The organism is Elusimicrobiota bacterium (genome assembly GCA_016788905.1).
Classification (GTDB): domain Bacteria; phylum Elusimicrobiota; class Elusimicrobia; order FEN-1173; family FEN-1173; genus JADKHR01.
In genome coordinates this window covers 26288-49946 of record JAEURZ010000008.1, presented here as the reverse complement: position 1 = coordinate 49946, position 23659 = coordinate 26288, and the positions used below count along the sequence as shown (strand labels likewise).

21 protein-coding genes and 2 tRNA genes are annotated in these 23659 nt (G+C 52.3%); 13 read left to right on the top strand and 10 right to left on the bottom strand.

The window, feature by feature from the left end:
• Positions 1-56: 56 nt before the first annotated feature.
• Complete coding sequence (locus JNK54_04890; protein ID MBL8023601.1) at positions 57-5759, bottom strand: GNAT family N-acetyltransferase; 5703 nt, start codon at positions 5757-5759, stop codon at positions 57-59.
• Between the two features lie 87 nt (positions 5760-5846).
• On the opposite strand from JNK54_04890, the gene JNK54_04885 reads away from it, so the two are divergent.
• The 13 genes from JNK54_04885 to JNK54_04825 all read left to right on the top strand — a co-directional run bounded on the left by JNK54_04885 (position 5847) and on the right by JNK54_04825 (position 17304).
• Positions 5847-6134 carry a DUF1805 domain-containing protein gene (locus JNK54_04885; protein ID MBL8023600.1) on the top strand — a complete coding sequence of 96 codons (288 nt, stop codon included), beginning with the start codon at positions 5847-5849 and terminating at the stop codon, positions 6132-6134.
• 3 nt (positions 6135-6137) lie between these two features.
• Positions 6138-7538 (top strand): 23S rRNA (uracil(1939)-C(5))-methyltransferase RlmD, encoded by a 1401-nt coding sequence (gene rlmD / locus JNK54_04880; protein ID MBL8023599.1) that lies wholly within the window; start codon positions 6138-6140, stop codon positions 7536-7538.
• The gene (mfd, locus tag JNK54_04875; protein ID MBL8023598.1) at positions 7535-10639 is read left to right on the top strand and encodes a transcription-repair coupling factor; all 3105 of its coding nucleotides are present in this window, start codon (positions 7535-7537) and stop codon (positions 10637-10639) included. Before rlmD ends, mfd begins: the two co-directional genes overlap by 4 nt.
• A 10-nt stretch (positions 10640-10649) precedes the next feature.
• Positions 10650-11528 carry a peptidylprolyl isomerase gene (locus JNK54_04870; GenBank protein MBL8023597.1) on the top strand — a complete coding sequence of 293 codons (879 nt, stop codon included), beginning with the start codon at positions 10650-10652 and terminating at the stop codon, positions 11526-11528.
• 50 nt (positions 11529-11578) lie between these two features.
• Entirely contained in the window at positions 11579-12808 is a 1230-nt protein-coding gene (locus tag JNK54_04865) for a peptidylprolyl isomerase (GenBank protein MBL8023596.1), read from the top strand.
• Positions 12809-12821: 13 nt separating this feature from the next.
• Positions 12822-13835, top strand: a complete 1014-nt coding sequence (gene pdxA / locus JNK54_04860) for a 4-hydroxythreonine-4-phosphate dehydrogenase PdxA (GenBank protein ID MBL8023595.1) — start codon at positions 12822-12824, stop codon at positions 13833-13835.
• Positions 13832-14839 carry an outer membrane beta-barrel protein gene (locus JNK54_04855; GenBank protein ID MBL8023594.1) on the top strand — a complete coding sequence of 336 codons (1008 nt, stop codon included), beginning with the start codon at positions 13832-13834 and terminating at the stop codon, positions 14837-14839. The genes pdxA and JNK54_04855 overlap by 4 nt, the downstream gene beginning before the upstream one ends.
• 89 nt (positions 14840-14928) lie before the next feature.
• Positions 14929-15507, top strand: coding sequence for a DUF4398 domain-containing protein (locus JNK54_04850; protein MBL8023593.1), 579 nt, complete (start codon positions 14929-14931; stop codon positions 15505-15507).
• Positions 15508-15656: 149 nt separating this feature from the next.
• Positions 15657-16202, top strand: a complete 546-nt coding sequence (locus JNK54_04845; GenBank protein ID MBL8023592.1) for a tetratricopeptide repeat protein — start codon at positions 15657-15659, stop codon at positions 16200-16202.
• A gap of 28 nt (positions 16203-16230) precedes the next feature.
• Positions 16231-16314: transfer RNA gene (locus JNK54_04840), tRNA-Leu, on the top strand.
• A gap of 9 nt (positions 16315-16323) precedes the next feature.
• On the top strand, positions 16324-16797 hold the full coding sequence (gene smpB, locus JNK54_04835; protein MBL8023591.1) for an SsrA-binding protein SmpB: 474 nt from the start codon (positions 16324-16326) through the stop codon (positions 16795-16797).
• 26 nt (positions 16798-16823) lie between these two features.
• Positions 16824-16910: transfer RNA gene (locus JNK54_04830), tRNA-Ser, on the top strand.
• A 124-nt stretch (positions 16911-17034) separates the two neighbouring features.
• Entirely contained in the window at positions 17035-17304 is a 270-nt protein-coding gene (locus JNK54_04825; GenBank protein ID MBL8023590.1) for a hypothetical protein, read from the top strand.
• 52 nt (positions 17305-17356) lie between these two features.
• On the opposite strand, the gene JNK54_04820 is transcribed toward JNK54_04825, so the two are convergent.
• The 9 genes from JNK54_04820 to JNK54_04780 are packed head-to-tail and all read right to left on the bottom strand — an operon-like array spanning position 17357 to position 23644.
• Positions 17357-18286, bottom strand: a complete 930-nt coding sequence (locus JNK54_04820) for an NAD-dependent epimerase/dehydratase family protein (protein MBL8023589.1) — start codon at positions 18284-18286, stop codon at positions 17357-17359.
• Positions 18287-18325: 39 nt separating this feature from the next.
• Positions 18326-19522: a tetratricopeptide repeat protein gene (locus tag JNK54_04815; protein MBL8023588.1), complete on the bottom strand. Its 1197-nt coding sequence runs from the start codon at positions 19520-19522 to the stop codon at positions 18326-18328.
• A 44-nt stretch (positions 19523-19566) separates the two neighbouring features.
• Complete coding sequence (gene rpsI, locus JNK54_04810; GenBank protein ID MBL8023587.1) at positions 19567-19986, bottom strand: 30S ribosomal protein S9; 420 nt, start codon at positions 19984-19986, stop codon at positions 19567-19569.
• A gap of 21 nt (positions 19987-20007) precedes the next feature.
• The gene (gene rplM / locus JNK54_04805; GenBank protein ID MBL8023586.1) at positions 20008-20496 is read right to left on the bottom strand and encodes a 50S ribosomal protein L13; all 489 of its coding nucleotides are present in this window, start codon (positions 20494-20496) and stop codon (positions 20008-20010) included.
• Between the two features lie 57 nt (positions 20497-20553).
• Positions 20554-21123 (bottom strand): N-acetyltransferase, encoded by a 570-nt coding sequence (locus JNK54_04800; protein ID MBL8023585.1) that lies wholly within the window; start codon positions 21121-21123, stop codon positions 20554-20556.
• Positions 21124-21139: 16 nt separating this feature from the next.
• The gene (locus JNK54_04795; protein MBL8023584.1) at positions 21140-21787 is read right to left on the bottom strand and encodes an ABC transporter ATP-binding protein; all 648 of its coding nucleotides are present in this window, start codon (positions 21785-21787) and stop codon (positions 21140-21142) included.
• A complete protein-coding gene (locus JNK54_04790; GenBank protein ID MBL8023583.1) occupies positions 21784-22548 on the bottom strand; it encodes a hypothetical protein in 765 nt (254 codons plus the stop codon). The genes JNK54_04795 and JNK54_04790 overlap by 4 nt, the downstream gene beginning before the upstream one ends.
• Positions 22520-23164, bottom strand: coding sequence for an energy-coupling factor ABC transporter permease (locus tag JNK54_04785; GenBank protein MBL8023582.1), 645 nt, complete (start codon positions 23162-23164; stop codon positions 22520-22522). Before JNK54_04785 ends, JNK54_04790 begins: the two co-directional genes overlap by 29 nt.
• Entirely contained in the window at positions 23165-23644 is a 480-nt protein-coding gene (locus JNK54_04780; protein MBL8023581.1) for a hypothetical protein, read from the bottom strand.
• Positions 23645-23659: the final 15 nt, after the last annotated feature.

Below are 23659 nucleotides of genomic sequence, written 5' to 3'. Positions count from 1 at the left end.
CGGAATTATTCTACAAATGATCGACGGAAAAAAGGCTTATCTAAACCGCATTGGGGTTAAGCTGAAATTCTTATAAAGACCATCTTTTTTAAAGCATCCTCAACTTTTTTTGAAAGGATAGAGTGCCAGGGAACAAACGTTATTCCGCGTGCTTTCAACGGTTGGATTTCATCCGTGAGGAGATGATCCTCGCTGATGCCCACCGCTGTTAGGGAAAATCCTTCATGGAGGCCCATTAAAGAGATACGGCCGTCCTTGAATACGTCCTTGTCTACTCCCCTCACCCGGACACGAAGTCGGCCCGACTTTTCGAACTTGGCATAGTCTGGGATGAAATCTTTGATGCGCGCCTCGACCCGATCCTTTTCAAGCGGAAAATCCACCAACAGCTCGATAGGAAATTCCCCGGAAGGGCTCTCTAAGTGAAGCGCCATTCCCAGGTTGAGAAGAGTTGCCGCCACCTCGGAAACGACTTTCCCACTGTCCGGGTCAAAAAGCGGTGATAGGTTTAGAACCAACCCGTTCCTTGATGCGAGAGTTCCTCCGATCAATCGCCCACGCCAAACAGCCGCCCGAACCGAATTGTAGGCCAACTGGAAAGCGGCCAACCGCGAACGCCTATTCCCTCCGTTTTGGAATAGCATCGTGACAAGACGCTGGGTGAACTTCCAATCCATAGGGGTGGCCCAGGGAAATTTCACCTCGTCGTAAAGCGCCGCGTGGGCTCCGGCTTGGGCAGCGGTCTCTTCCCCACGTTCTTCGTTGAAAAAGGTTGCATTGTAAGCGATCCGTTGATGAACCTCCGCTTTGGATCCCGAGGCCGCCCGCACCATGAGAGCCAAAGATTCATCACTTGCGAAGGAATCAGGGGCCCATGAAGAGGGCACTTCCATTCCACCCAACGTCCCCAGGTTTATTTCCATCAATGGCGGCATCCCTTCAAAGGGGTGAGGAGAAAGAGACATTAAAGACTCCCACAAAGCATGACGTTCTTCCGTTGAGAGATCATGATCAATTCGCGGTGCCATCGCGTTAGGTCTTCGCTGCCCCTGGTGAAAGATCATGCGAAAAAACTTGATTCGAACGTGGGAGAGGTCGGGAACATAGCTGTTCACTCCTCTTCGTACCCACGGGGGCACGTTGTTTTTAGCGAGCCAATCCAGGATTTTGTCCTTGTAGACCATTGCGATCAGGTAACCCATGCCCAGGAACGACAGAAGGATGGGTTCGAAGGTGAACCCGATGCCCAGACCCAAGAAACTGTTTGTTCTTGTCCAATCTCCTCGAGCCAACTCAACTATTTCTGGTTGAAGTTCCCCACGGAGGTGGAAACGAACTTTGTATTCACCATCATCATTGAAGTTTTGAGTGGTTAAAACATCAAACCGGGGATCCCGTTCATTTAAAGCATTTCCCCAACCCAGCGAGAGAGGAAGATCATAGAGAGGCCAAACGGTCCCTGCCTCAAGAATTTCCAAAGTTCCGGGAATAAAAATGTTCCTTTTCGCATGTTCAAAAACCCACGGGTTCAAAACGTTTCGGAATTCCAATGGAACCGCCCCCCCGTGGTCATTTGTTTTTGGGAACAAGATCCGGGCGGCCAACTTGGCAGAGGAGAGAAGAGCGGCAGACCCATATCCCCTTCCTCGGTTTTGAACAGGCGAATGATTGATTTGGATTTTTTTTTGGAGGACAACATCCGTGTTAACTTCGACGCTCATCTTTCCAACGACTTCACGCCCGGAAAAAACCAAAAACTCATCTGGGTCCCGTGGGTTTCTCGCTTCAACTATTTCCACAACCGGGGAATCGACCAAACGGACCCCTTCTTTTTCTTGAAGCGAATCCATGGGGGGCCAGAGAATTTCGCACACTTTCATAGAAAGAGATCCGCTCACATCAACCGTTTGATGCGGGGTCCCTAATACACGATCGATGGTTTCTTCACTGAAAGGATCCACTCGGTCACCCCAACGCGAGTTCGTGACCGACCGATCAAATCGGTGAGGTGCCACCCTAAGGGATTCTGGTTCAAAAAGAGTTTTGGCCGCTTCCACCACACCCCTATCGCCCGTGTCCCGAATCAACAGTCGCCCAACCCCTCCCTCGAAAAGTCCAATACGGCCGATTTCCATTAGTAGCCTAAGTGCCGTGACTTTCCCTCCGGAATGGATTTCCGTATGGGCTATTGTCATTTCACCCCGTTTGCCAAAGAACCGAGCGCGGGCCAGCTCCACCCCACCGTCGCCCAGCATGAGGAGCGTTTTCCCGATTTCATCATTGACAATGGTAAATGAATTCTCTTCCAGACGGTTGAATAGGCGCTCCACTGTTTTCTGCTCTGCAAATCGTATCCGTTGCTCCAACAGCAGGTCCCGTTCCGCGGCACCCACTATTTCCGGGAGAGTTACCCCACGCATGTTAAAATGGATGGAGTATTTCCCCCTATTCAAACCTTTGACATCGATGTTTTCCTCCCCCACCAAATGGTCAAATTCTCGGGTCCCCTCCTTAACGGGGTTCTCCCAGCCTTCAATAGGCTCAAAATTTTCATCAGAAGATCTTGTCCCAACGGGAACAATTTCCATTGTCCCGCTCACAAACAAACCCGATCGAATAGCGTAAGAACCTGGGTTAGCCAGGTTCCTTCCCTCAAATGAAATGGGATCCCCCATTTCATTTCGGAATGGATGCAGACTCAAAGAGGCTTGCTTCGCCAGCGCCGCGTATATGGCTTTGCCAACCCCTTGCCCTCTCCAATTCGGGAAGACTAAAATATCCCTCAGCGAAACGCCCTTCGGCGTTTTTGAAAAGATCACCGTTCCGACTTGATTCCCGTTTATGTGGACATCGTGGAGATCCCGGAGATCGTTATCGCGTACACCCAAATGCGCGTATTCTCTGATTCGCATCCTATCCCGCGTGGGAAAGAATTCGACTTTTGGGTCCCGGCCCCGCCCCTCTTTGCTTTCGACCGCTGGAAGATCTTCAATGGGCCAAAACTCCTTTCTCGCAGAGAGCGAAAAAGATCCTCTTATATCGGTGGGATCAGACCCAACCATTAAGGATGAAAATTCCGGGGAGGCAACGTCCACCGCATCGGGCCACTGGACATGGGAAGTATTTCGGCCAAACATTTTAGGAGCCACGGATAGGGTGTTTTGATCAAACAGGCGCTGAGCGGCTTGTTTCACACGCGGGTCGGTCACCCCACCGAGAAAAAGAATCCCCTGCCCTTTCATCACCAGGAATTCTTTGGCCACTCCCCTCAAGAGGTCTTCGGAAAACGTGTTTTTTCCAGGTTTAATGACCACCTGGTGAAGAACAACCTCCCCCCTCTTCCCATCCACGATGGCACGCCCCACTTCCTGTCCAGAAGGATCGAAGAGGGTGAGCTGAACCGTAAGCCCAAGGGGAGAAACCTGGACCCGAGCGCTCTCTTTCGAAAGGCCAGGTCGATGGACCGAATGATCCTCGGATTTGGCAATACCCCGCACTAAATCCGCAATTCCTAGGAGGAGAGGAATTTCTCCCCCATCGGACCTCGGAGAATCCCAAGAATAACCGTCAGGGATCATGTTCATTCCCCTGAGCCAATGAATAGGAATGAGGATGGAAAGCAAACGTCTCATCCCATGATTCATTTCCGTTAATGAGCCAAGGCCGGACGGGGCAAAAATTGATCCCCCATTCAAAAAAGTTTGACGGACGAGGAGGAAGGTACTTCGAACACGAAGTTCCCATGGGGCCCATAGGACCGAGACAAAGGAGGCGACGTTTTCTGGAGGGGCGTTTACGTAGACAAGGACAGAATCCCCGTTCGGTAAAGATAAAATTTGTTTTTTGTCGAACGCCTTCCCTTTATCCGTCGCATCGATCAAACCCCTGCGTCCGACAAGAAACCCGATCGAAGTCCCTTGAAAAACGACTTCAAGTCGAACCAGCCCATCCCCATCGCGAGACATTGAATCCACCTCGAACCCTTGATCCTCCAACCAAGCATTGAGGTCCCCCTCCCATTCCCCAGGAAGCAGTCCCACCATGGCGACCGCGCTCGACGGCCCACCCACCAGCCTTTTGCTCTGGTCCGCATCGTTGAGCAGGAGTTCCGAAGGAAGACTTATGGGTTTCCCCGCAAAGAGCTGATCAAAGGGGAGGGGATCCCGAGCGAAGACGTCCAGGGGTTTGCCTTCGACCTTCTCAAGGCGGGGGGTTACAGTAACGGTTGAAAACCCTTTCTTATGGAGTTCGGATTGGATTCCCGGGGTGTGAAACCCCCCTGTCACCAGAACGGATGGGTTCCCCTTTTCAAATGGCACGTGGGACACAAAGTTTTTGACCAAGGCACCATCCCTTTCCATGGCCAGCCGGCAAAAATCCTCATGGGGCCGAATGAAAGAGGCCAACCCACCTGCGGGTTCTTGAAAATCAAAATACAACACCAGTCGTGCCGGGAGAGAAACAATGGAGGACTTCCTTTTTCCATACATCGCCCAAGATTCCGGGGACATTTCGTTTTCCAACAATTGACGAAGAAGGGAAACGTCTCGATCAATTTCAAGGAGGGTCTTCTCTTCATCCGACTGAGCGAGATGGGACCCCACGTCCACTTCCCAGGCCATCAGTTCATCCAAAAGTTCTGCACGGTGGATCCCCTGAACAAATCCCACAAACGAAATATAATCGGAAAAAATCGGGTAGGATGCCAAAGCGATATCTTTTCTCGCACAGAGGGTTCGTAAAGTCTCGAAAAAATCACCGTTAATTGTTTTCCCCGCACGGTATTCCACGGCACGAGAGAGGAGAAGGTCCAGCTCCTTTGAATGGAGTTCCCGGGACAACCGAGCCATAAGATTCCCCCGGTCCGTTTCGATTTTTTCAAAATCCAAACGATTCTCCCATTCGATGGCCTTAAGGAAACGTCTCACTTGAGGAACGGGTTTCTTATTGACACCTGGAAAACCGGCAAGGTGTCGGGCAAAATTCCCCAAACTTTCACGTCCATCCCAATAGGCTCCCCTATGAGAATCAAAAGATTTTAGTGGTTCGGAATAGAGTTCGGTTTTTTTAATTTCGAGATTAGAGGTAAGCGCGCGAAGAAACTCATCAACGGCCGGGCGGCGAGAAACGCATTCTTTCGCGGCAGCCACGTTCGCCTGATACAGGGTGGGAGTTTCCACTCCCACCAACGTGAGAGGATTCGAAGCGGTTAACCCGGCCCATTCCGCGCCGCTCAGGTATCCCGAAACACGAAGGGCCTCGGCCACAAGAGAAACAGAGGGAGGAGAAGGGTGTCGGGAATAGGCCTCTAAGTCGATCGGTCCCCAGGCACCCTCAAGACCAACGAAGGCAACGCCACGGGCAGCCAACGCATTGAGGAGACCGCCAATGTTTCTTTGGGCACCCTCATTGCCATGGACATCTTGCAGGAGGAACACCACCGGCGCCCCCCGGCGCCCCACATGAACCGCCCCTATTGCCCCGAAGGGCAACACCGCTGACGCCACGTCAAACGAAAGGGCGAGGTCCTTAAAATTCGACGGGGGCTGGGAGGTTGTTGATCCCCCGCCGAAAAATTTATTCTCCCGGGACAACAGGCCGGGAGTGGTCGGAAGAAGTCGCGCAAAACGCGGGGACCGTGTGACCGCGGCGCGCCGTTCCTCCCAGAGGCTTTTTTCGACGGCGTAGGTCGCCACAACATTCGTGAGGAGGAGGGTTGCGGCGACCGCCATCCCAACCACACGTCGAAAGCGAAGCATCGTGTCTTTAGTATAATGATCGCGACGAAAGCCTATCTTAAGAAGTTGTAAATTTCTTGTAACATTATTTTTTAAAAGGAGGCTCCATTGCAAACACATGAAATTGTTATCGGAAACAAAAAGGGCGAAGGAATAGAAATCCCGTTGCCAGGCGCTCCCCTCGTCTTGGCCAAGGGGTCCCTAGGGTTTGTGATGTGCGGATATCTGGACCTCCACACGGCCGACAAAGTCAAGGCGCCCGCCGCCATCGTCCGAGGGGTGAAAACCGTGGATGAACTTTTGGCGGCGCCTGTGGTGGCGGTCAGTGCCGCCGCAACGGATCGAGGCGTCAAACCCGGCATGACGGGGTATGAAGCCCTGGAACTCTTTTTATAAAAAATGACAACAGGACCCCTTCTTCTTGAACGACTGTCCCTCGGTGGTGACGCGGTGGCTCGTCTCCCGAGCGCAGAACCGGGCCGATCGGGCCCGGTGGTTTTTGTCCCCTACGGTGCACCAGGGGACCGGGTCACGCTCTCTTCCTTCAAAAAAGAAAATTCCTATGGGCGAGGCTGGATCGGGACCCTTGAAGCCCCTTCCCCCCAGAGAACCCAACCCCGATGCTCTCTTTTCTTTCAACCCGGACAGTTATCTCATCAGGTTTGCGGTGGATGTGATTGGCAACATTTAAGTTACACCACCCAAGGAGAAGCCAAACGTACCCTGCTCATTGAAACTCTTCAGCGTATTGGAAAAATTGCTCGTCCCCATGTGGAAGAAACCATTTTAGCTCCGGAATCCCATGGGAGATGGCGGTATCGCAACAAGGGGTTGGTTCCTTTTTCCCGAAACACTGAGGGGGAAATCGTTGCCGGTTTCTACGCACCGGGTTCCCACACCGTGGTTCCCCTGCAGGAGTGCCTGGTTCAAAAGGAACGATTTGACCTTGTGGTTCGGGCCGCACGGGAATGGTTTTCCGAACGGGACGCCTCCCTCTATGACGGGTCCACGGAAACAGGGTGGTTAAGGCATCTGATGGTTCGCACCGCTTCGAGCGGGGAAACATTGGTGGCCCCCGTGACAACATCAGGCCCGGGCCTGGACATGGAAGCTTTTGTTCAGGACCTCCGTAAATCCTGCTCCTTTGTCTCCAGCGTTTACCAGAACATCAATGACCGACCCGGAAACGTTGTGCTGGGCCCCCGATGGAAACATTGGGGGGGCAAACCCCATCTCGAAGAAATTCTTTTGGGTCTTCGGTTCCGCTTGTCTCCGGGAGCCTTTTTTCAAGTCAACACGACGATGGCCGAAAAACTTTATTCTGTTGCCATGGACATGGCGGCCGTGGGCCCCACCGATGTGGTCTGGGAACTGTATGCCGGGGTCGGCGCCATGGGACAACTCTGTGCCCGCAAAGCCAAACTCGTGTGGGCCGTGGAAGAAAACACCCAAGCCGTTCGAGACGGCATTGAAAGTTTGGGGTTGAACAAGATCCGCAATATGAGATTTCGCCAGGGACGATGCGAATTGGTTCTGGCACGTTCTCTGCTCAAAGACCGACCCACCGTTGTCTTATTGGACCCCCCCCGGGCCGGCTGTGAAAAGTCCGTCTTGAAGTCTATTATGAGGGGGAACCCCTTTCGGGTGGTGTATGTGTCCTGTGACCCCGGAACACTCGCCCGAGACGCCCAATATTTATCAACGGGAGGATTCCATTTAAAACGATCGGTTCCCGTGGACCTTTTCCCGCAAACCGCCCATATCGAAAGCGTTAACCTTTTCGAGCGCCCGACTTCGTGACAGATATCGCCCGTGCCATCGGCCCGCTCCCTGGGGGAGCGGAGGCCTGGTGGATCCTCCAAAACGCCGAGGGCCGTTGGTTGGTGGTCACAGCCACAGAGGAAACAGCCGGGACACTCTTTGACGATTTCCAAGCCCTCGAACGTTGGCGCTCCCCCCAAACCCCCACACGAGCCTCGTTTTTTTCAGAAGATGATGAGGAACGGCTCACCGCGCTATCCCTCTGGGCTGGAGGGAGAACTCAGGTATTGTTCGCCCCTCGAAATTCTCTCGAAATATTCCTCCCCCCTCCCGATGATTTTTCCGCGAGCCATCGCACACTGAGGTTGGGACATCGACTCAATCGGGAGGATTTTTTTGCCCATTTGTTAACCCATGGCTACGAACGGGTGGACACAGTGGAACGCCCGGGAGAAGTTGCCGTTCGAGGAGAAGTTTTAGATCTCTGGTCCCCGGGAGGGGAAAGCCCCCTGCGAACCCTTTGGCCTTTTGACCAAATCGAATCGATCCGAAAAATAAACGTGGCCACCCAACGATCCACAGACTTGATCGAAGAAACGGAAGTTCGTCCTGGCCGTCTCTTAAAAAGAGCAAACCCTCAGCAGTGTTCAACCCTCTTGGATTACCTGGGCCCCGAAGGAACCCTATTCGAATCCAACCCGCCCACTCTTTCACCTGTAGCGGGGTCCGGTACACGTTTCATTCACGACCCTTTATCCACGCCCCCCCATCCACTCCCGTATAGATCTCCTCCCCCCTTCGCTGGGCACATGAATCTGTTGGCCAAGGAAGTCGTCACGTGGGTCAAAGAAGGATGGAAAATATCCATCTTTTGTCATAACCCCGGCGAACAGGAACGGATGGAAGAAATCTTAATGGAGCAAGACCGTTCCCTTGCGCGCGCTTTTGAGGAGGCGAAAATTGACCTTCCGATCGGGCCCCTGACTCATGGATTTTTAGACACAGAGAATCGATTGGCGGTTTTGGCAAACGGGGAACTCTTTGGTCGCATACGACGCCGATTGCGCCTGCCAAAATTCACGGGTGGCACCCCCCTGGGCGCGGTAGCGGAATTACGCAAAGGCGACTACGTGGTGCACGAACAGTTTGGGATCGGGCGGTATATGGCCCTGGAACGTAAGACCGCGGGAAACATGGAAGCGGACTATCTTCGATTGGAATACAAAAATGGGGATCGGGTCTTTGTCCCGCTCTTCGATTTCCGTCATGTTCGAAAGTTCGTCGGGACCGAAGGAAAACGTCCGATTCTTTCATCTCTCGACACGGGTGCCTGGGACCGAACCCGGGAGGATGTGGAAAAAGCCGTGGCCGAACTGGCCCGGGAACTCTTGGCCCGGGCCGCCCGAAGGTCGCAAACCCAGGGATTTTCCTTCTCCGGAGACACCCATATGGAACAGGAATTTGGCTCATCGTTTCTTTACGAGTTGACGCCCGACCAGGCCCGGGCCATAGAAGAAACCCGGCAGGATATGATGAACCCGATCCCCATGGATCGGGTGGTCTGCGGCGATGTGGGGTATGGAAAAACCGAGGTGGCCATGCGCGCCGCGTTCAAAGCCGTGACCGCGGGCAAACAGGTGGCCGTGCTTGTGCCCACCACTATTTTGGCGGAACAACACGGCCGAAATTTCCGGGACCGGTTCGCGGATTATCCCGTTAGAGTGGCGGTCCTCTCTCGTTTCGGAAAACCCGCCGACCAAAAGGTCTCCCTTCAAGACGTCCAACGGGGCGTTGTTGACATCGTGATCGGCACCCATCGACTCCTCTCTGCCGATGTGGCATTTAAGGACTTGGGCCTGGTCATTATCGACGAAGAACACCGGTTCGGGGTTAAACAAAAAGAACGCATCCGAGCGTTCCGAGACGTGGTGGACGTCCTGGCCCTCTCCGCCACTCCCATCCCTCGAACCATGGGCCAGGCGTTGGGAGGACTGAAAGGCCTTTCCGTTATTGAATCCCCACCCGAGGGTCGGTTACCCATTGGCACCCATGTGGGCCCTTTCGACCAGAAGGTGGTGGTGTCCGCGGTGGAACAGGAGTTACGTCGTGGAGGTCAAGTGTTCTACGTTCACAACCGCGTCAAATCCATTGAAAAACGACGCCAATGGTTAATCGACACTCTCCAGGACCACGGACTTACCGCCAAAATCGCCTTGGCCCACGGACAGATGTCCGGCCCGGAACTTGAAAAAATCATGTGGGATTTCTTGCATCGGAAATACGATATCCTTTTGGCGACCAGCATCATCGAATCGGGTCTCGATATCCCGACGGTGAATACCTTGGTCGTGGAAGAAGCCGAAGATTTCGGCTTGGCTCAGCTTTATCAACTCCGTGGAAGAGTCGGGCGTGATCGCGTCAAAGCCTATTGCCTCCTCTTCTATTCGGAAGATGTCACTCTCACGGAAGAGGCCCAAAAACGGCTGGCCGCCCTGAAAGAGTTTGCTTCCCTGGGGTCCGGCTTCAAACTTGCCATGCGCGATCTGGAAATACGCGGCGCAGGGAATTTACTGGGGCCCGAACAACATGGCTATGTGAACGCCGTTGGGTTAGACCTCTATGGACAACTGCTCACGGAAGAAATAGAACAACAAAAAACGGGGGGATCCCCCTCGCGCGAAAAAAACAAGCCCGACACAACGATTGACATTCCTCTTTCGGCGTACCTCCCTGAAACGTACCTCCCCTCGGAATCGGACCGGGTCCTTTTTTACAAACGACTCCTTGACGCTCCAGAAGACAACCTAGAAACACTCGCCACCGAATTGGAAGACCGCTGCGGACGACTCCCGGAACCCGCAAAACGGCTCTTTGACGTGGCCCGGCTTCGACACGCGGCCCGCGCCCGAAACGTGATGCACATCGGGCTTGAAAAAGAGGGGTTGGAGCTCCGGTTTGCGGAAAACGCCGCGTTGACACCCGACACCCTCACACGTCTCACAGACCACTACGGGAATCGTTTCTCATTTTTGCCCGGCCCGCCGTTCGGCATGAGATTCGAAGAACCGCTCCCCACAGACCTTGTGGTTTGGACCACGACCTTCCTCGCCACCCTGGACACGGGAAGAGAAGAAGGATAAAATGCGGTCCATGCGCGCGCGTTACTTTATCGTCATCCCCCTCCTCGTGGGATTGGCCTGTAAAAAAAGCGACCCCGTTTTAGCTCAAGTCGGGTCCCGTTCCGTAACGGCCTCGGATTTTTTAAAAGAGGTGGCTGGAGTTCCATTCACAAGCCAGGCCTACCTCCAGTCGCCCTCAGGACGGAAAGAGCTTTTGGAACTCTTGGTTCGCCGCAAGATCATCCTTGAAGAAACAGAGTCCCGACCGCCCTCCCCAGAGACGAAAGAACTTCTAAAAAAGCTCACAACCCTTTTTAAAGAAAAACAAAAAGAGCTCCGTCAGAGTTTTGGGGAAGAAAAGGAACGTCTTCTGGTGAGCCAGTACACCAAGACGCTAAAAGAAGGGCCTCTCAAGGTGACCGAAGACGAGGTTCATGCCTTCTGGGAGAAAGGAGTTGAAGTTCAAGCCGCCCACATCTTGGTGAGCGATCGGACACTCGCCGAATCCCTTCTTAAAAAGATTTCCGGAGGAGAAAAGTTTGATGTTCTGGCCAAAAATCATTCAGAAGACCCCGCCTCGGCCGCCAAAGGAGGGGACGCGGGCTACCTCTTGCCGGGCTCCCTGGTCCCAGAGTTTGAAAACGCCCTTTTTCAGATGAGCAAAGGGGAAACATCCGGTATTGTGGTTTCGCCCTACGGGTTTCACCTCATTCGACGCGGGAACGATCGAGCTCTTTCTGCCCAACCTTTTAACGATGAACTTAAAACCAGGCTCCGCCAAACTCTCGAAAGCCAAAAACTACAAGCGTGGTTTGAATCCATTCGCCAAAGACATCCCGCCAAAATCAATAACGAAGCGCTCAGCGACATCGTGTTTCCCGCCCCTCCAATGGAGATCGAAACGCCGTAATCAAACAATATGGTATAGTCTTAAAAACGTTCCTACAGGAGGTTTTTCCCTTGAAACACATCGTCCTTTCCTTGGCACTCGTTTTCGCCGTCGCGGGTTCGCTTCCCGCCGCAAAATTAACCAATCGCCCCGTCGCCATTGTCAATGGGGAAGCTATTCTCCTGTCCGAATTCCAAAAGAATTGGGAGGCCTTCCAAGCTCAACAAGAAGAGGGAAACCCCGAAGGAATGACCAACGAACTCAAAACCGAGGCACGCCAAAAGCTTTTCGACCAAATGATTGACGACAAAGTTCTTCAAGCGGAAGCTAAAAAACGCAAGATCCGGGTGCCCCAGCGTGATTTAGAAAACGGCATTTTGCAGGTGAAAGCACGTTTTTTACCCGAGTCCGGTCGACGAGACCTGCAAACCATTGTTCGGAGACAGATGGCCGCCGCTGGGGCGAACACCGATGCCTCACCAGACTTAGGTGCCGCCTGGAAAGAATTGACCGCTTCGAACCCCACCGCCATCAAGGAATCCGAAACCGCTTTCAAAAAAGAGCTCGCCAAAGAAGGGTTGGATGAAAAGAAATTCAATGACCGAATCAAGGAGCAACTGAGAGTCGTCCAACTGTCCTCCGATATCGTTCGAGAAAAGGTGAAACCGCCAACGGACAAACAGATCAAAAAACTCTTTGACCAATTGAACGATAAGCTCGCGGGGAAAACCGTTTCAGGGCTTTCTGAGGAATCCACCCGTGATTTAGACTCCATGGCGAAATATTTTTCCCGCCAAATTTCCGAGCAGGTTCGTGCCCGTCACATTCTGATGGGGATCGCGGACGAGAACGGACAGCCGACCAATTGGGATAAGGTTTCATCATCGGACAAAGCTAAAATTCGTAAAGAAGTGGAGTCCCTTCTGAAACAAATTAAAGGCGGCGCGGATTTCGCCGTGTTGGCAGAGAAAAACTCAATCGACAAAGGCTCCGCTGTGAATGGCGGTGATCTGGGTTTTTTTGCTCGAGGTCAAATGGTTCCTCCTTTCGAAAAGGCGGCCTTTTCCCTGGGAGAAGGGCAAGTTTCAGGCATTGTTGAAACAAAGTTTGGACTTCATGTCATCAAAGTTATTGAAAAGAAAACCGCAACCAAACTTCGTTTTGATCAGGCGGAAAATGATCTACGGGAATATCTTTTCCGATCCGCACAACAAGATGCGTTTGAGGATTTTGTCTCCGACCTCCGAAAAGGTTCTGATATAAAAATCCTTATATCGCGCGAGGAAATCGCTGGCTTATAAGTCACCGTCATCCATGACCCATCCGTTTTTGGCCATCACCAGCGGGGATCCCGCGGGATGCGGTCCTTGGGTGGCGGTGCACGCCGCCCAGGACAAACGAGTTTCTCAAAGAGCGAAAGTTATCGTGGTGGGCGACGCTTGGGTTTTTCATAAACATGTCAGAATTCCCGGGTTAAGAATTCGCCCCATCACCGACCTGAAGGACTATTCCGAAAGCCCTCTCACATTAAACATTTTGCACGTGCCCCATCCGAACATCCGTAGGTTATCCTTGGGGCACCCTCAAAAACTAAGCGGGGAATCCGCCGCTTTAGCGATTCGGACCGCTGTGAGTCTGGCCCTATCCGAGCGGGTCGCCGGTGTGGTGACGGGCCCCGTTTCCAAGGAATCTTTGAAGGCCGCGGGACTCCCATTCCCTGGACACACGGAGATGCTGGCGGCATTGTCCGGGACCCCATCTGTAGAAATGGTCATGCGCGCTGGCCCGTTAATAACACTGTTGGTTACCCGCCATCTTCCATTGAAATCAGTCCCTGGCGCCCTATCGGTTCAAGGAATTGTCGATTCCGTTACACGAACAAATCAGTGGGCTCAACAGGTGCTGGGATTAATACGCCCGACATGGGGTGTGTGCGGACTAAATCCACACGCCGGAGACAAAGGACTCTTGGGAGAAGAAGAGCAGCGTATTGTGACACCCGCCGTGAAGATACTGCGACGAAAAGGGCTCCGTGTCCAGGGCCCACTCCCGGCCGATAGCGCCTGGGCGAAACACCGGGCCGGGGACTTTAATCTCATCGCCTCCCTGTATCATGATCAGGGGATGATCCCACTCAAAGTGGCTTCCCCGCGAGAGGTGATTAACGTGACCGTGGGATTGCCTTTTGTTCGCACATCCCCTGGACATGGAACCGCCTTTGATTTGGCCAGACAGCGTCCCCCGTATCGACACATCGACCCAGAACCCACCGTGCAGGCTTGCCTCGCTGCTCTTGAATACTCATCAAGAAGGAAAAACAAACCTTGAAATCCTCTCTTGTTTTCGTTGGCTTATTTTTCTTATTTCCCTCTGTCTTTCTTTGGGGAGAAGATCGTTCCCCTATTCTTTTTGATCTTCAAGCGGGGGTGGGATCTGTTTTTTCACCCGCGGGCCTTTCGGAACTGTTCGGAAAAACAGGAATGCTTGGCGGACGGCTGGGGCACCGACTTTCGGATTACTGGACCATTGGAGGGCAGTATGCCTCTTACAGAGTGACATCAACAACATCTTCCGAAAACGACCTTACTCTTGCACCCATCACAGGATGGGTGCAACGGGATTTTCCCTGGACACGACTTTACACCCCTTATCTCCTGGCGGACCTTGGAATGAGCCGAAACAAGCGAACGGACCTCTCCCATCAAAAATCCCAAACAGGCTGGACCGCCGGTTTTTTTCTAGGAATTCGCCTCAAGATCTCTGATATGCAGGATCTCGCCCTTGAGGTGGGGGTCCGACAGTTTGCCCGCGTACGCCAAAACAATCAAGACATGCGGACATTCAATGGGGCGGTAAGCCTACGTTTTTTTCTCCCCCAAAGTTGGGTTCCCTTAAAACCTGAGGTTGATATTTCAGACGCTGACCTGGAAATTCCACTTCTCGCTAATGAGGAGGAGGTCGAAATTGATCCCACGCTTCTTGCCGAGGAAGAGCTGGATCGTTTGCAGAACTCTATTGATTCGGGTCGAATCGCTCCGATCACTTTCGACCCGGGGAGCGCGATACTTCAAACCCCCTCCCTTGAAACCTTGGACGCCCTCGGGGCTATTCTAAGGCGCTATCCTGAAACACGCGTCCGGATCTATGGGTTTATCGAAGAGTCATACACAGGGACCGCTCGCGAGGCGCTAGCCAGCGCCCGGGCTCAGGTTGTTGGGACATACGTTGTTCGCAATTTCTATTTAAACGAAATCCGTTTGGTTTTCATGGGAGAAAAACCGCCCGCCGGATCATCCCGTAGAATAACATTCGAACCCATCCCCACCCGTTGAACTCCTTTCATTAAAGTTGCACAATATTTCTGATGTGATAGTCCCGTATCCTAACGGGAAAAAATTGTCCTTATATCGGAGGCAGTCCAATGTTGAATAAACGCTCTATATTTTTATCCATGTTGTCCGCCGGTGTCTTGGTGGCCGGATGCGCAAAACCACCCACGATGGAAATGGCGGATGCTGAAAATGCAATCCAAGCAGCAGACCTAGCGGGAGCCGCTGAATACGCACAGGCCGAATGGAACGAGGCGAAAAATGCTCTTTCCGATGCACGGGCAAAATTAGCTTCCAAAGACTACAAGGCCGCGCTGGCGGGAGCCTTGGACGCTCGACATAAAGCCGAAACAGCCGAGTCTGTTGTTGCGTCTAGAAAGGAGGCCGCAAAAGCTGCCGCCATGGAAATTGTTACCCATGTGGAAGAAAAGATTAATTCCTTAAAAGCCAAACTCCCCAAAGCAAGTGGAAACATTAAATCTTCTCTCCAAAACATTGAAACGGAATGGACGAAAGTCATGGAAGAATTCATGAACGGAAACTATTCCAAGGTGTCTGAATCCGCTTCTGGGATTATCAACCGCGTCGAACAATTGGCAAAGAGTGCGACGACCCCTGTAAAGACAACAATTAAACCAGCCGCACCGAAAAAAGACCCAAAAAAGAAATAGGTGGATTTTTTTAATGCCAAAGGCCCGGGGGAAACCCCGGGCCTTTTTTTTGCCGACAAAAAACCCCACTCGCCTGGGAAGTTCTTTCGCTAGGGGTTTTTATTGACCAACAACTTCCTTTGAAACCCCCTAATCGAGAAACGAAACCCATGAGCCAGACATTGACCCTCCGTCGGGCGAAATGGTATATTTGTTCCCTAGGACTTCATATGACCTTCAATAAACTCATCTTCTCTACGTTTATATTTTGTTTTTTCGTCCCTCTTTCGATGGTGAGGGGGGAGGAACTTTCTGAGCCAGCGGTCCCCCTTCCTGCAGGAGGATTATCGGAAGAGGAATCTTTACTTAAACTGGCCCGGACATCGCTTTCATCTGGCCATGTTAAAACCGCTCGACAAACCCTCAAAATATTTTTGCGCGGTCATAAAAATTCGCCTGAAGGATGGACCCTCCTGGGAGAAACCTATTTGAAAACAGGCTCCTTCGGAAAAGCGAGGCGCCGATTTAATAAAGCCATTAAATTTGATCCTCATTATTCTCCGGCTTATATGGGACGTGGAAAAATTTTTGAACTTAAAAATCGCTGGGACGAAGCCGCCAACGAATATCGAGCTGCCCGACTCTGCGATTCGGGCAACCCGGCGGCACAGATCGCCCTTGAACAATTGGCCGCCCGAACGGCCTCAATGGAGTGAAGCGAACAATTTCCGAAGTCCGGACACCGCGCGGGTGGTGGAATTGGCAGACACGTAAGCCTCAGGAGCTTATGGGCGCAAGCCTGTGCAGGTTCAAATCCTGTCCCGCGCAGTGTCCGGAATGGGGGATGGTTTTGTGAAAGTGGTTGCTCGAAACCGTCGAGCGTTCCACAAATACCACATTTTGGAATCGTTTGACGGCGGCCTAACTCTTACGGGGCCTGAAGTAAAATCCCTCCGAGCGGGAGACGCCAGCCTGGATGACGGCTTTGGTCGCTTGGATCGAGGCGAGGTCTTTCTTTGGAACGTTCACATTGCCCCCTACAAACAAGGGTCGCTGCATGTGGAACAACTTCCGACCCGGCGACGTAAAATTCTTCTTCACAAGGCTGAAATTAAACGCCTGATTGGGAAAATGACGATAAAAGGGTTAACGCTGATTCCGTTGGAGATATATTTTGGGGACTCCGGATACGCCAAGGTTAAACTAGGACTTGCCAAGGGGAAAAATGCCCCTGATCAACGGGAAGACATGAAACGGAAGGACCTGGATCGGGAACTTCGGCGAGACTTCTCTGGTCGACGAAAAATTTAGGTGTTCTAGAATATCGGGGGACCAGCGGAGGGATGGCCGAGTGGTTGAAGGCGCCGCTCTCGAAAAGCGGTAGGGGTTTACGCCCCTCGTGAGTTCAAATCTCACTCCCTCCGCTGGTTCCCCAATTCCCCGAGACTTGACAAAAGGATGAACGGGGTGTAAATAGAGAAGGCCATGGTGCTTTTTCCAAAAACCAGATGTCCCAGTTGTGAAGGGCCCGTCACTTTCTTTGAAGTTATGAGTATCGCCACACCCTTTCAATCCATTGACTGTTCCACCTGCGGAGAAATGCTCTTTTTAAGAAATCGGGGAGATTTTTTTATTCTCTCACTTCTCTTGGGGGTGTTTGTTTTTTTATTGGCCGTCTACATCTTAGTCGAAGGAATCCTGTCCCCCCTGTCGACTTACCTTTTAGGATTTTGTTTTTTGGTTGGAGCGGAACTTTTTTTTACACGGCGGATTGTCACCAAGAACGCACTGGTCATTCGCCGAAACGAAAAAATCTAAAAACAAGACGCCCGACCCGCCCGTCTTCGTTCATCGAAAGAGAGAAACTCACTCAGTTGCGGACGACCGTTTTACCCTGAGAATTTAACCACCGGACATAATCGGTAATTCCTTCTTCCGGGCTAAACACGGACTTCCAACCGAGAACCTTTTCCCCATGAAACGTGTCGGCGCAGGTCGCGTCTTGGTAGAACCCGTAAGGGTTCTCAATATACGTTGTCGGGCGGGAAACCCCTAAGGCCTCATTTAAAACAGCAATCACTTGATTGAAACTAGTTCCTTTGCCGGTTCCCACATTGAACACACCATTTCCTGAAAAACCAAACGCCTTCCAGTTGGCTTCCACCACATCCTTCACATAAATAAAATCTCGGTATTGATCTCCCCACTTAAACACCTTGGGGGAACGTCCCTCCGCGATTTGCCGATAGAGCTGATAGATCATGCTCGCCGCGGCCTTCTTGTGAAACTCCAGGGGGCCATAAACATTAAAATATCTCAACCCCACCGCTTTGACCGAAGGGTTTCCCTCCGTGAACGCCCGCGCGGCTTTTTCCATCTCCGCTTTGCTGACCCCATAAATGTTCGCGGGCTGAGGGACCTGATCTTCCCGATTGGGTGGAACCCCTTTTCCATAAGTAGCGGCACTTGAGGCGTAGACCACTTTGGGACAACCGCTTATTTTTGCGTAGTCCAAAATTCTAACAAAAGCTTCCACATTGACGGATCGCATCAGGTTTTCGTCCATGACAGTTGTGTCCGTGATCGCCGCCTGATGAAAAATCCCGTCAAACCGTCCGAGAGATTTATAGTTAAAGTTCCGGATATCCCCTTGATGAATCGGCCCCCGAAAATCCGCCAAGTTCTCACGACGGCCCACGTCAAAATGATCCAACGCATGAACCTCATGTCCGCGCCCTTGAAAATTCAAGGCGATGTTCGCCCCGATTAACCCCCCAGCCCCTGTGACTAAAAATCGCATAAAGACCCCCTTTCTTTTTCGTATTTTAACACATTGATCTCACGGGATGTCCCTCCAACGTCGAAGGACACTCAAGGATATCCCTAACGGCCGAAGGATCTCGTGCGGGAGCCGAGTTGGCCGGCGAATACGTCCCCGCTCGTAAAGGGACAAAGATTTTTCATAACGAAGCTTGGAATGATCGGCAACGGAAAAAGCTTTACTTACCTCACGAAGCGCCAACGATCTGTGTCCGCGATCTTCCGCAACCCGTGCCAGCCCTAAACGCGTCATCACGTGACCGCGATCGTCTTTGGATTTCAAAAAAAGTTTCAGTGCTCTTCGGTAAAAGGAGTCTGCCCGATCTAACGACTTCAATCGCCGAAGACTTCCCCCCATTCCCCAGTAGGCAAACGCTTCACTGCTCTCATCCCCAAGTCGCTTGTAGATCGCCGCGGACCGCCGATAAAGCGGTAAAGTTTTATGAGCGTCCCCAAACACCCGGAAGGCGTTCGCGCACCCGCACAATCCATACGCTTCCCCAAAAGGGTCACCTTCCTTTTTTAAAAGTCCATGCGCGCGCTGATAATTCCGAATTGAGGAAAGATCGTCCCCCAACACCCGCTGAACCCCTGCCAAACCACAAAGAGCGAAAGCCTCTGCAGAACCGTTTTTTAAATTTTGGGCAAAAACAACCGCCTTCTTAAAACAATTCCGAGCTTTAAGAAAGTGGCCTGTAAACCGTTCAAGCCCTCCCAAAATCCAATACACATGCTGACGTTCCGATAGATTATCTTCATTTTTTTGAGTAAGAAGAATTTGGAGAACCCCCCTCATGCGACTTCGGGTCTCGGAAAAAAGTCCTAACCCACGAGAAACCAACGCTCGCTCCATAGGAACACCAAGAGGAATGATCCCCTTCAAGACAAACGCCCCCTCCACCGACTGCCACATCCGATAGGCTGTAGAATATTTTCCCAAAATACGTAAACAAGAACTCGCCCCAACTAAAGAAGAGAACTGTTCAGACTGAACATTAAGTTTTTTGTAGAGGAGGTAGGCCGAGGAATAACAAGAATGGGCGTCTCGAAAACGACCCAAGCCCTGAAGACATTCAGCGTCCCGAGAAAATATTTCGGCTTTAAGAAAAGGATCGGATGGCAACTGACGTGCCCGACGGAGAATGTCGTGAGCTTTCCGCCATTCTTCCAGAAGGACCAATGGCTCAGCCTTCTGAAGAAGGGTAAGCGCCGACATTATGTTTGGAATTTGTTCTCGGTCATGAAACCCCGAGAAAAAAACTACCGCTTGGAGTGTTGGTAGCGCTTCCGAGCTTTGGGTTGCCCAGATTTTTTGCGTTCCACTTCACGCGGGTCACGCGTCAAAAATCCTTTCGCGCGAAGAGCGGTTCGCAGCGTGGGATCCATATCCACCATGGCTCGCGCAATCCCGAGCCGAATGGATTCCGCTTGGCCGGTAATCCCACCGCCCGACGTACTGATAAAAAGGTCAAATTTCTCAAGTGTCTTTGCTAAATGAAAGGGGGCCAAAGCCGCCGCTTTTTGTCGTTCATTCCCACCAAAAAAATCTTCTAGTGTTTTTCCGTTAAGAACGATCCGCCCTTCCCCCGGGACCACACGGACACGCGCCACGGCGGACTTTCGCCGGCCTGTGGCCCAAAGTGGTTTTTGACGGGTAATTTCAAGAGTGGCTTCGGTCATCGGGAGTTCCTCGCGGAAGGGTTACTTCGCCGCGGCTATTGCAAAGGGGCCGCCTGATTTTATTTTTGGATCTTTTGTGTCCACAGCAACGGCCATGGGGTATTGAACCGCACCCTCACCCGCACGAAAAACTTTAAGACGTCGCATAAACCGGGAACGAAGCCGATTCTTGGGAAGCATACCACTGACGGCCAATTCAACAGCGCGTTCAGGTTTATGTTCCAAAAGCCGTTCGTAGGGAGTTAATGTCTGCCCGCCCCGATATCCGGACGCGCGAAAATCCATTTTCTGCGTTTTCTTGTTCCCAGTCAGAACAACCTTCGCGGCATTCACCACCACCACACCATCCCCTTGGTCCACATGGGAGGAGAATGTGGTTTTACCTTTACCACGTAAAAGTCCAGCGCTCAAGGCAGCCAACCGCCCCAGCGAAACACCGTCCGCGTCAACCAAATACCAGCGACGAACAACGGTGGAAGATTTAGGAAATTTAGTTTGTGCTGCGAACATGGGGAGCATGATACAACATCAATTGAAATCGGTCAACATTTTTTTGTCGACGGAGAGTCAGCGTCTATTACGTTTCTTGGTGACAGGGGAGAACCCTTCCGGCTCTACGGGGACGGTTCCGTCAGACGGAAGATCAGCCGCTTTAAACGCTGGAGGCGGCGGCACACCCCCGAGATCTTTCACCATGGCGATTTCCACACAGGTGTCTGGGAAATAAGGACATCGAACACACTCGGTCCATACCTTGTGAGGAAGAAAGTTTTTCTCCACACGATTGAACCCGATTTTTGAAAAAAAACCATCCTTCATGGTCAGCGCAAAAATCCGCGTCACACCCAAAACACCCGCGTCCTTCAAACAGGCGTTCACCAACCGACGTCCTATCCCCCGTCCTTGGTAGTCTGGGTCCACCGCTAAAGCCTTCACTTCCGCCAGATTGTCCCACTGAACGGCCAGAGAACAACACCCGACCAGTCGTCCCTTGTCGTCAGCGACATGAAATTGTTGGAGGTTTTCAAACAACTCCGAAATCGCCCGTGGGAGAAGTTCTTTCCGTTCCGAAAAAACACCCAACATTTTGTGCATCCCACGAACATCTCCAATTTTAGCTCGGCGAATTTTAATCATGATCACAATGTTAGCATTATTCTGTGGACCGACAAAAATCGAACGAACGCGTGGTCAGGGTTTGCAAAAAATCCCGGTCATGGGAAGCAATAACCATTTCCATGGGAAGCCCTCCCAACAAAGCCAGCAATCGTTGCCGGGCGGAATCGTCCAACCCCGCGGTGGGTTCATCCAAAAGAAGAACCCGTGGGCTCATGGCCAGCACCGCCGCGAGGGACACCAACCTTTTTTCTCCACCGGAGAGCCGACGAGGTTCCCGCTCTTCATAACCGACTAACCCCATTTGGGCCAATGTCTCTTTCACAATCTGACCCACCTCGAAACGGCTCCGACCTTGGTTCAGAGGGCCGAAAGCCACTTCTTCCTCAACCGAAGGGCAGAAAAGTTGATCATCCGGATCCTGAAAAAGGAGTCCCACCGAACCGCGAATTTTTTGGAAGTCCTTTTCTTTGTGACATTCATGCCCAAAAACCTCAACGGTTCCTGAGAAACGACCGAGAAGCCCCACCATCAAATGGAGCAACGTGCTCTTCCCCGCTCCGACAGGACCGGAAAGGCCCACGCGCTCATTGGTTCCCAACGAAAAATTGACCTTATCGAAAATCTTCGCCCCCCCCGGATAGGAATACCCCACTTGGGATAAACGAATAACAGGAACCGTCATGACCCCCTCGCCACCACGACCAGAAGAACCGCCCACGAAGCAGCCCCCGTCCACAAGAAAATATCCAATGGTCGCGTTTTGAAATGCTTATAAAGCTGGACGTGTCCGTCAAACCCTCGACAACGCATGGCCCCCAAACAACGATCGGCCCGATCGGAACTGGAAAGAAGGAGCGCCCCAACAAAGTTCCCCCACACCCTCCAAGAACGAAAACTCCAAGTGGATTGATATCCCCGGGCCCGCAGAGCCCGAAGGCGCAGGACGGATTCGACCGACACCAGCTGTTGGCACCGGTCCACAAAAAAGATCAACGTGGTCAACCGTTCCGGAACTCGCAAGTGGCGCAAGGCGTGGGCCAGTGTAAAGGGATCCATTTGCCCAACGAGAGACGAAAATAAAAACAATAAGGCGTTGGCACGTAACAAAAGTTTGAGAGAGAAATAGAGTCCTTCGCTTCCATAGGAAAATCCTCCCACGTGAAACAGAGCCGGGCCAGGAGAAGCGAAAGGAATGGTCATGATGGCGATCAGAAAAAAAATGTTCCAGCGAACCGCACGCCGAGCCCAATACCAAAGGCCACCCCCTGAAAAGAAAGCCACCACCATCCCCCCCCCCAAGCCTAACAGAAGGGAGAGATCATCTTGAACGAAGGAAAGGATGGCCCCCAACACAAAAGCCATTAAAATTCTCCCCCGCGGGTCCGCATAAGAAAGGACGCTTGACCTGTTCATTTCAATCGAGGGGCCCGGCAGAGGAACCAAGACCTTCCTCCGAAGAGGAAATAAATTCCGGCCGAAATCGGCCGAGATAGTCCGCTACCGTTCCGGCCACCCCCCCCTCAATGAGAGCAAGGAGAATGTGGGGAACCATTCCTAACGAAGCAAGCGGGGCAAAAGATTTTTCAGAAAAGAAAAGAGTCCCAGCCCAAAGGGCAGAAGAAAAGAGAGGCGCCAAAACCCCCACAATCGCGGCACTCCAAAACAGGTTTTTTTTTGATGGAAACTGGCGGCGAAGAACGCGAAAAACGTATCCAGCCCCAACCGCTGGAAAAGCCAAAATCAAGGTGTTTAAGCCCAAACTCGTCACTCCCCCAAATTGGAGCAGCAGAGCCTGCAAGAGTAACCCAACAAAATACGCGGGAAGGACGGCGGGCCCCAGAAGGATTCCCGCAAGTCCGTTAAGGACAGGATGAAGACTAGCGACCCCCAGGGGAAAACGAACGGTCGCTGCGGCAATAAAAACAACCGCGGACACAAGCGCCGCCCGAGGAACGCGCTCAAGCGTAAGAAAACGAAGGCCCCGAGCCACGCTCACTAACGCCACACCCCACGCGGCAGCGGCCAGAGGGACAGGAACGATTCCATCCGAAATATGCATTCAGTTGGTCCGCCGCAGATAAAACGCCCACAGCCCGAAAAGTCCGAAGAGGAACCCCACCCCAGCCAAAATTCGGGACAACCGGTCCGGACGAACAAGGGAAGAAGGAATCTCCCCCTCCAGGACCAATTCCGACCGATGCCCCCGCCCATCTTTGACAACAACCCGCCAACCACCGGGGCGGTCTGGATAAAAAGAAAACCGACCTTCCCCATCCAGTTTTCCCTGACGAAAGAGTGAAGTAGAATCATTTGAAGGAAAAACAGTAACGTCGCCCTCCGTCACCGGGGAATCCCTCTCATCGAGAGCCTGAACACTTAAAGCGCTCGACGTCTTTTCCAGACGTATTCCATGGGAACACACCGTAAGGGGAATCCCGGCGAGGAAGACACCCCCCATCGCCATCTTTAAAATAACCAAAGAAAATCCCTGAGCCCGTAACGACGCCCCCCAAACAAAACATCGGCGGAAACAGTTCACAAATGGGTTCAGAGA

Bases quoted from the DNA above. Each gene is read 5' to 3' on its own strand.
- JNK54_04800 (MBL8023585.1), bottom strand. From the start codon at position 21,123: ATGATTAAAATTCGCCGAGCTAAAATTGGAGATGTTCGTGGGATGCAC.
- JNK54_04850 (MBL8023593.1), top strand. From the start codon at position 14,929: ATGTTGAATAAACGCTCTATATTTTTATCCATGTTGTCCGCCGGTGTC.
- rpsI (MBL8023587.1), bottom strand. From the start codon at position 19,986: ATGACCGAAGCCACTCTTGAAATTACCCGTCAAAAACCACTTTGGGCC.
- JNK54_04795 (MBL8023584.1), bottom strand. From the start codon at position 21,787: ATGACGGTTCCTGTTATTCGTTTATCCCAAGTGGGGTATTCCTATCCG.
- rplM (MBL8023586.1), bottom strand. From the start codon at position 20,496: ATGTTCGCAGCACAAACTAAATTTCCTAAATCTTCCACCGTTGTTCGT.
- JNK54_04845 (MBL8023592.1), top strand. From the start codon at position 15,657: ATGAGCCAGACATTGACCCTCCGTCGGGCGAAATGGTATATTTGTTCC.
- JNK54_04815 (MBL8023588.1), bottom strand. From the start codon at position 19,522: ATGTCGGCGCTTACCCTTCTTCAGAAGGCTGAGCCATTGGTCCTTCTG.
- JNK54_04890 (MBL8023601.1), bottom strand. From the start codon at position 5,759: ATGCTTCGCTTTCGACGTGTGGTTGGGATGGCGGTCGCCGCAACCCTC.
- rlmD (MBL8023599.1), top strand. From the start codon at position 6,138: ATGACAACAGGACCCCTTCTTCTTGAACGACTGTCCCTCGGTGGTGAC.
- JNK54_04820 (MBL8023589.1), bottom strand. From the start codon at position 18,286: ATGCGATTTTTAGTCACAGGGGCTGGGGGGTTAATCGGGGCGAACATC.
- pdxA (MBL8023595.1), top strand. From the start codon at position 12,822: ATGACCCATCCGTTTTTGGCCATCACCAGCGGGGATCCCGCGGGATGC.
- JNK54_04785 (MBL8023582.1), bottom strand. From the start codon at position 23,164: ATGCATATTTCGGATGGAATCGTTCCTGTCCCTCTGGCCGCTGCCGCG.
- JNK54_04825 (MBL8023590.1), top strand. From the start codon at position 17,035: ATGAGTATCGCCACACCCTTTCAATCCATTGACTGTTCCACCTGCGGA.
- smpB (MBL8023591.1), top strand. From the start codon at position 16,324: ATGGGGGATGGTTTTGTGAAAGTGGTTGCTCGAAACCGTCGAGCGTTC.
- JNK54_04870 (MBL8023597.1), top strand. From the start codon at position 10,650: ATGCGCGCGCGTTACTTTATCGTCATCCCCCTCCTCGTGGGATTGGCC.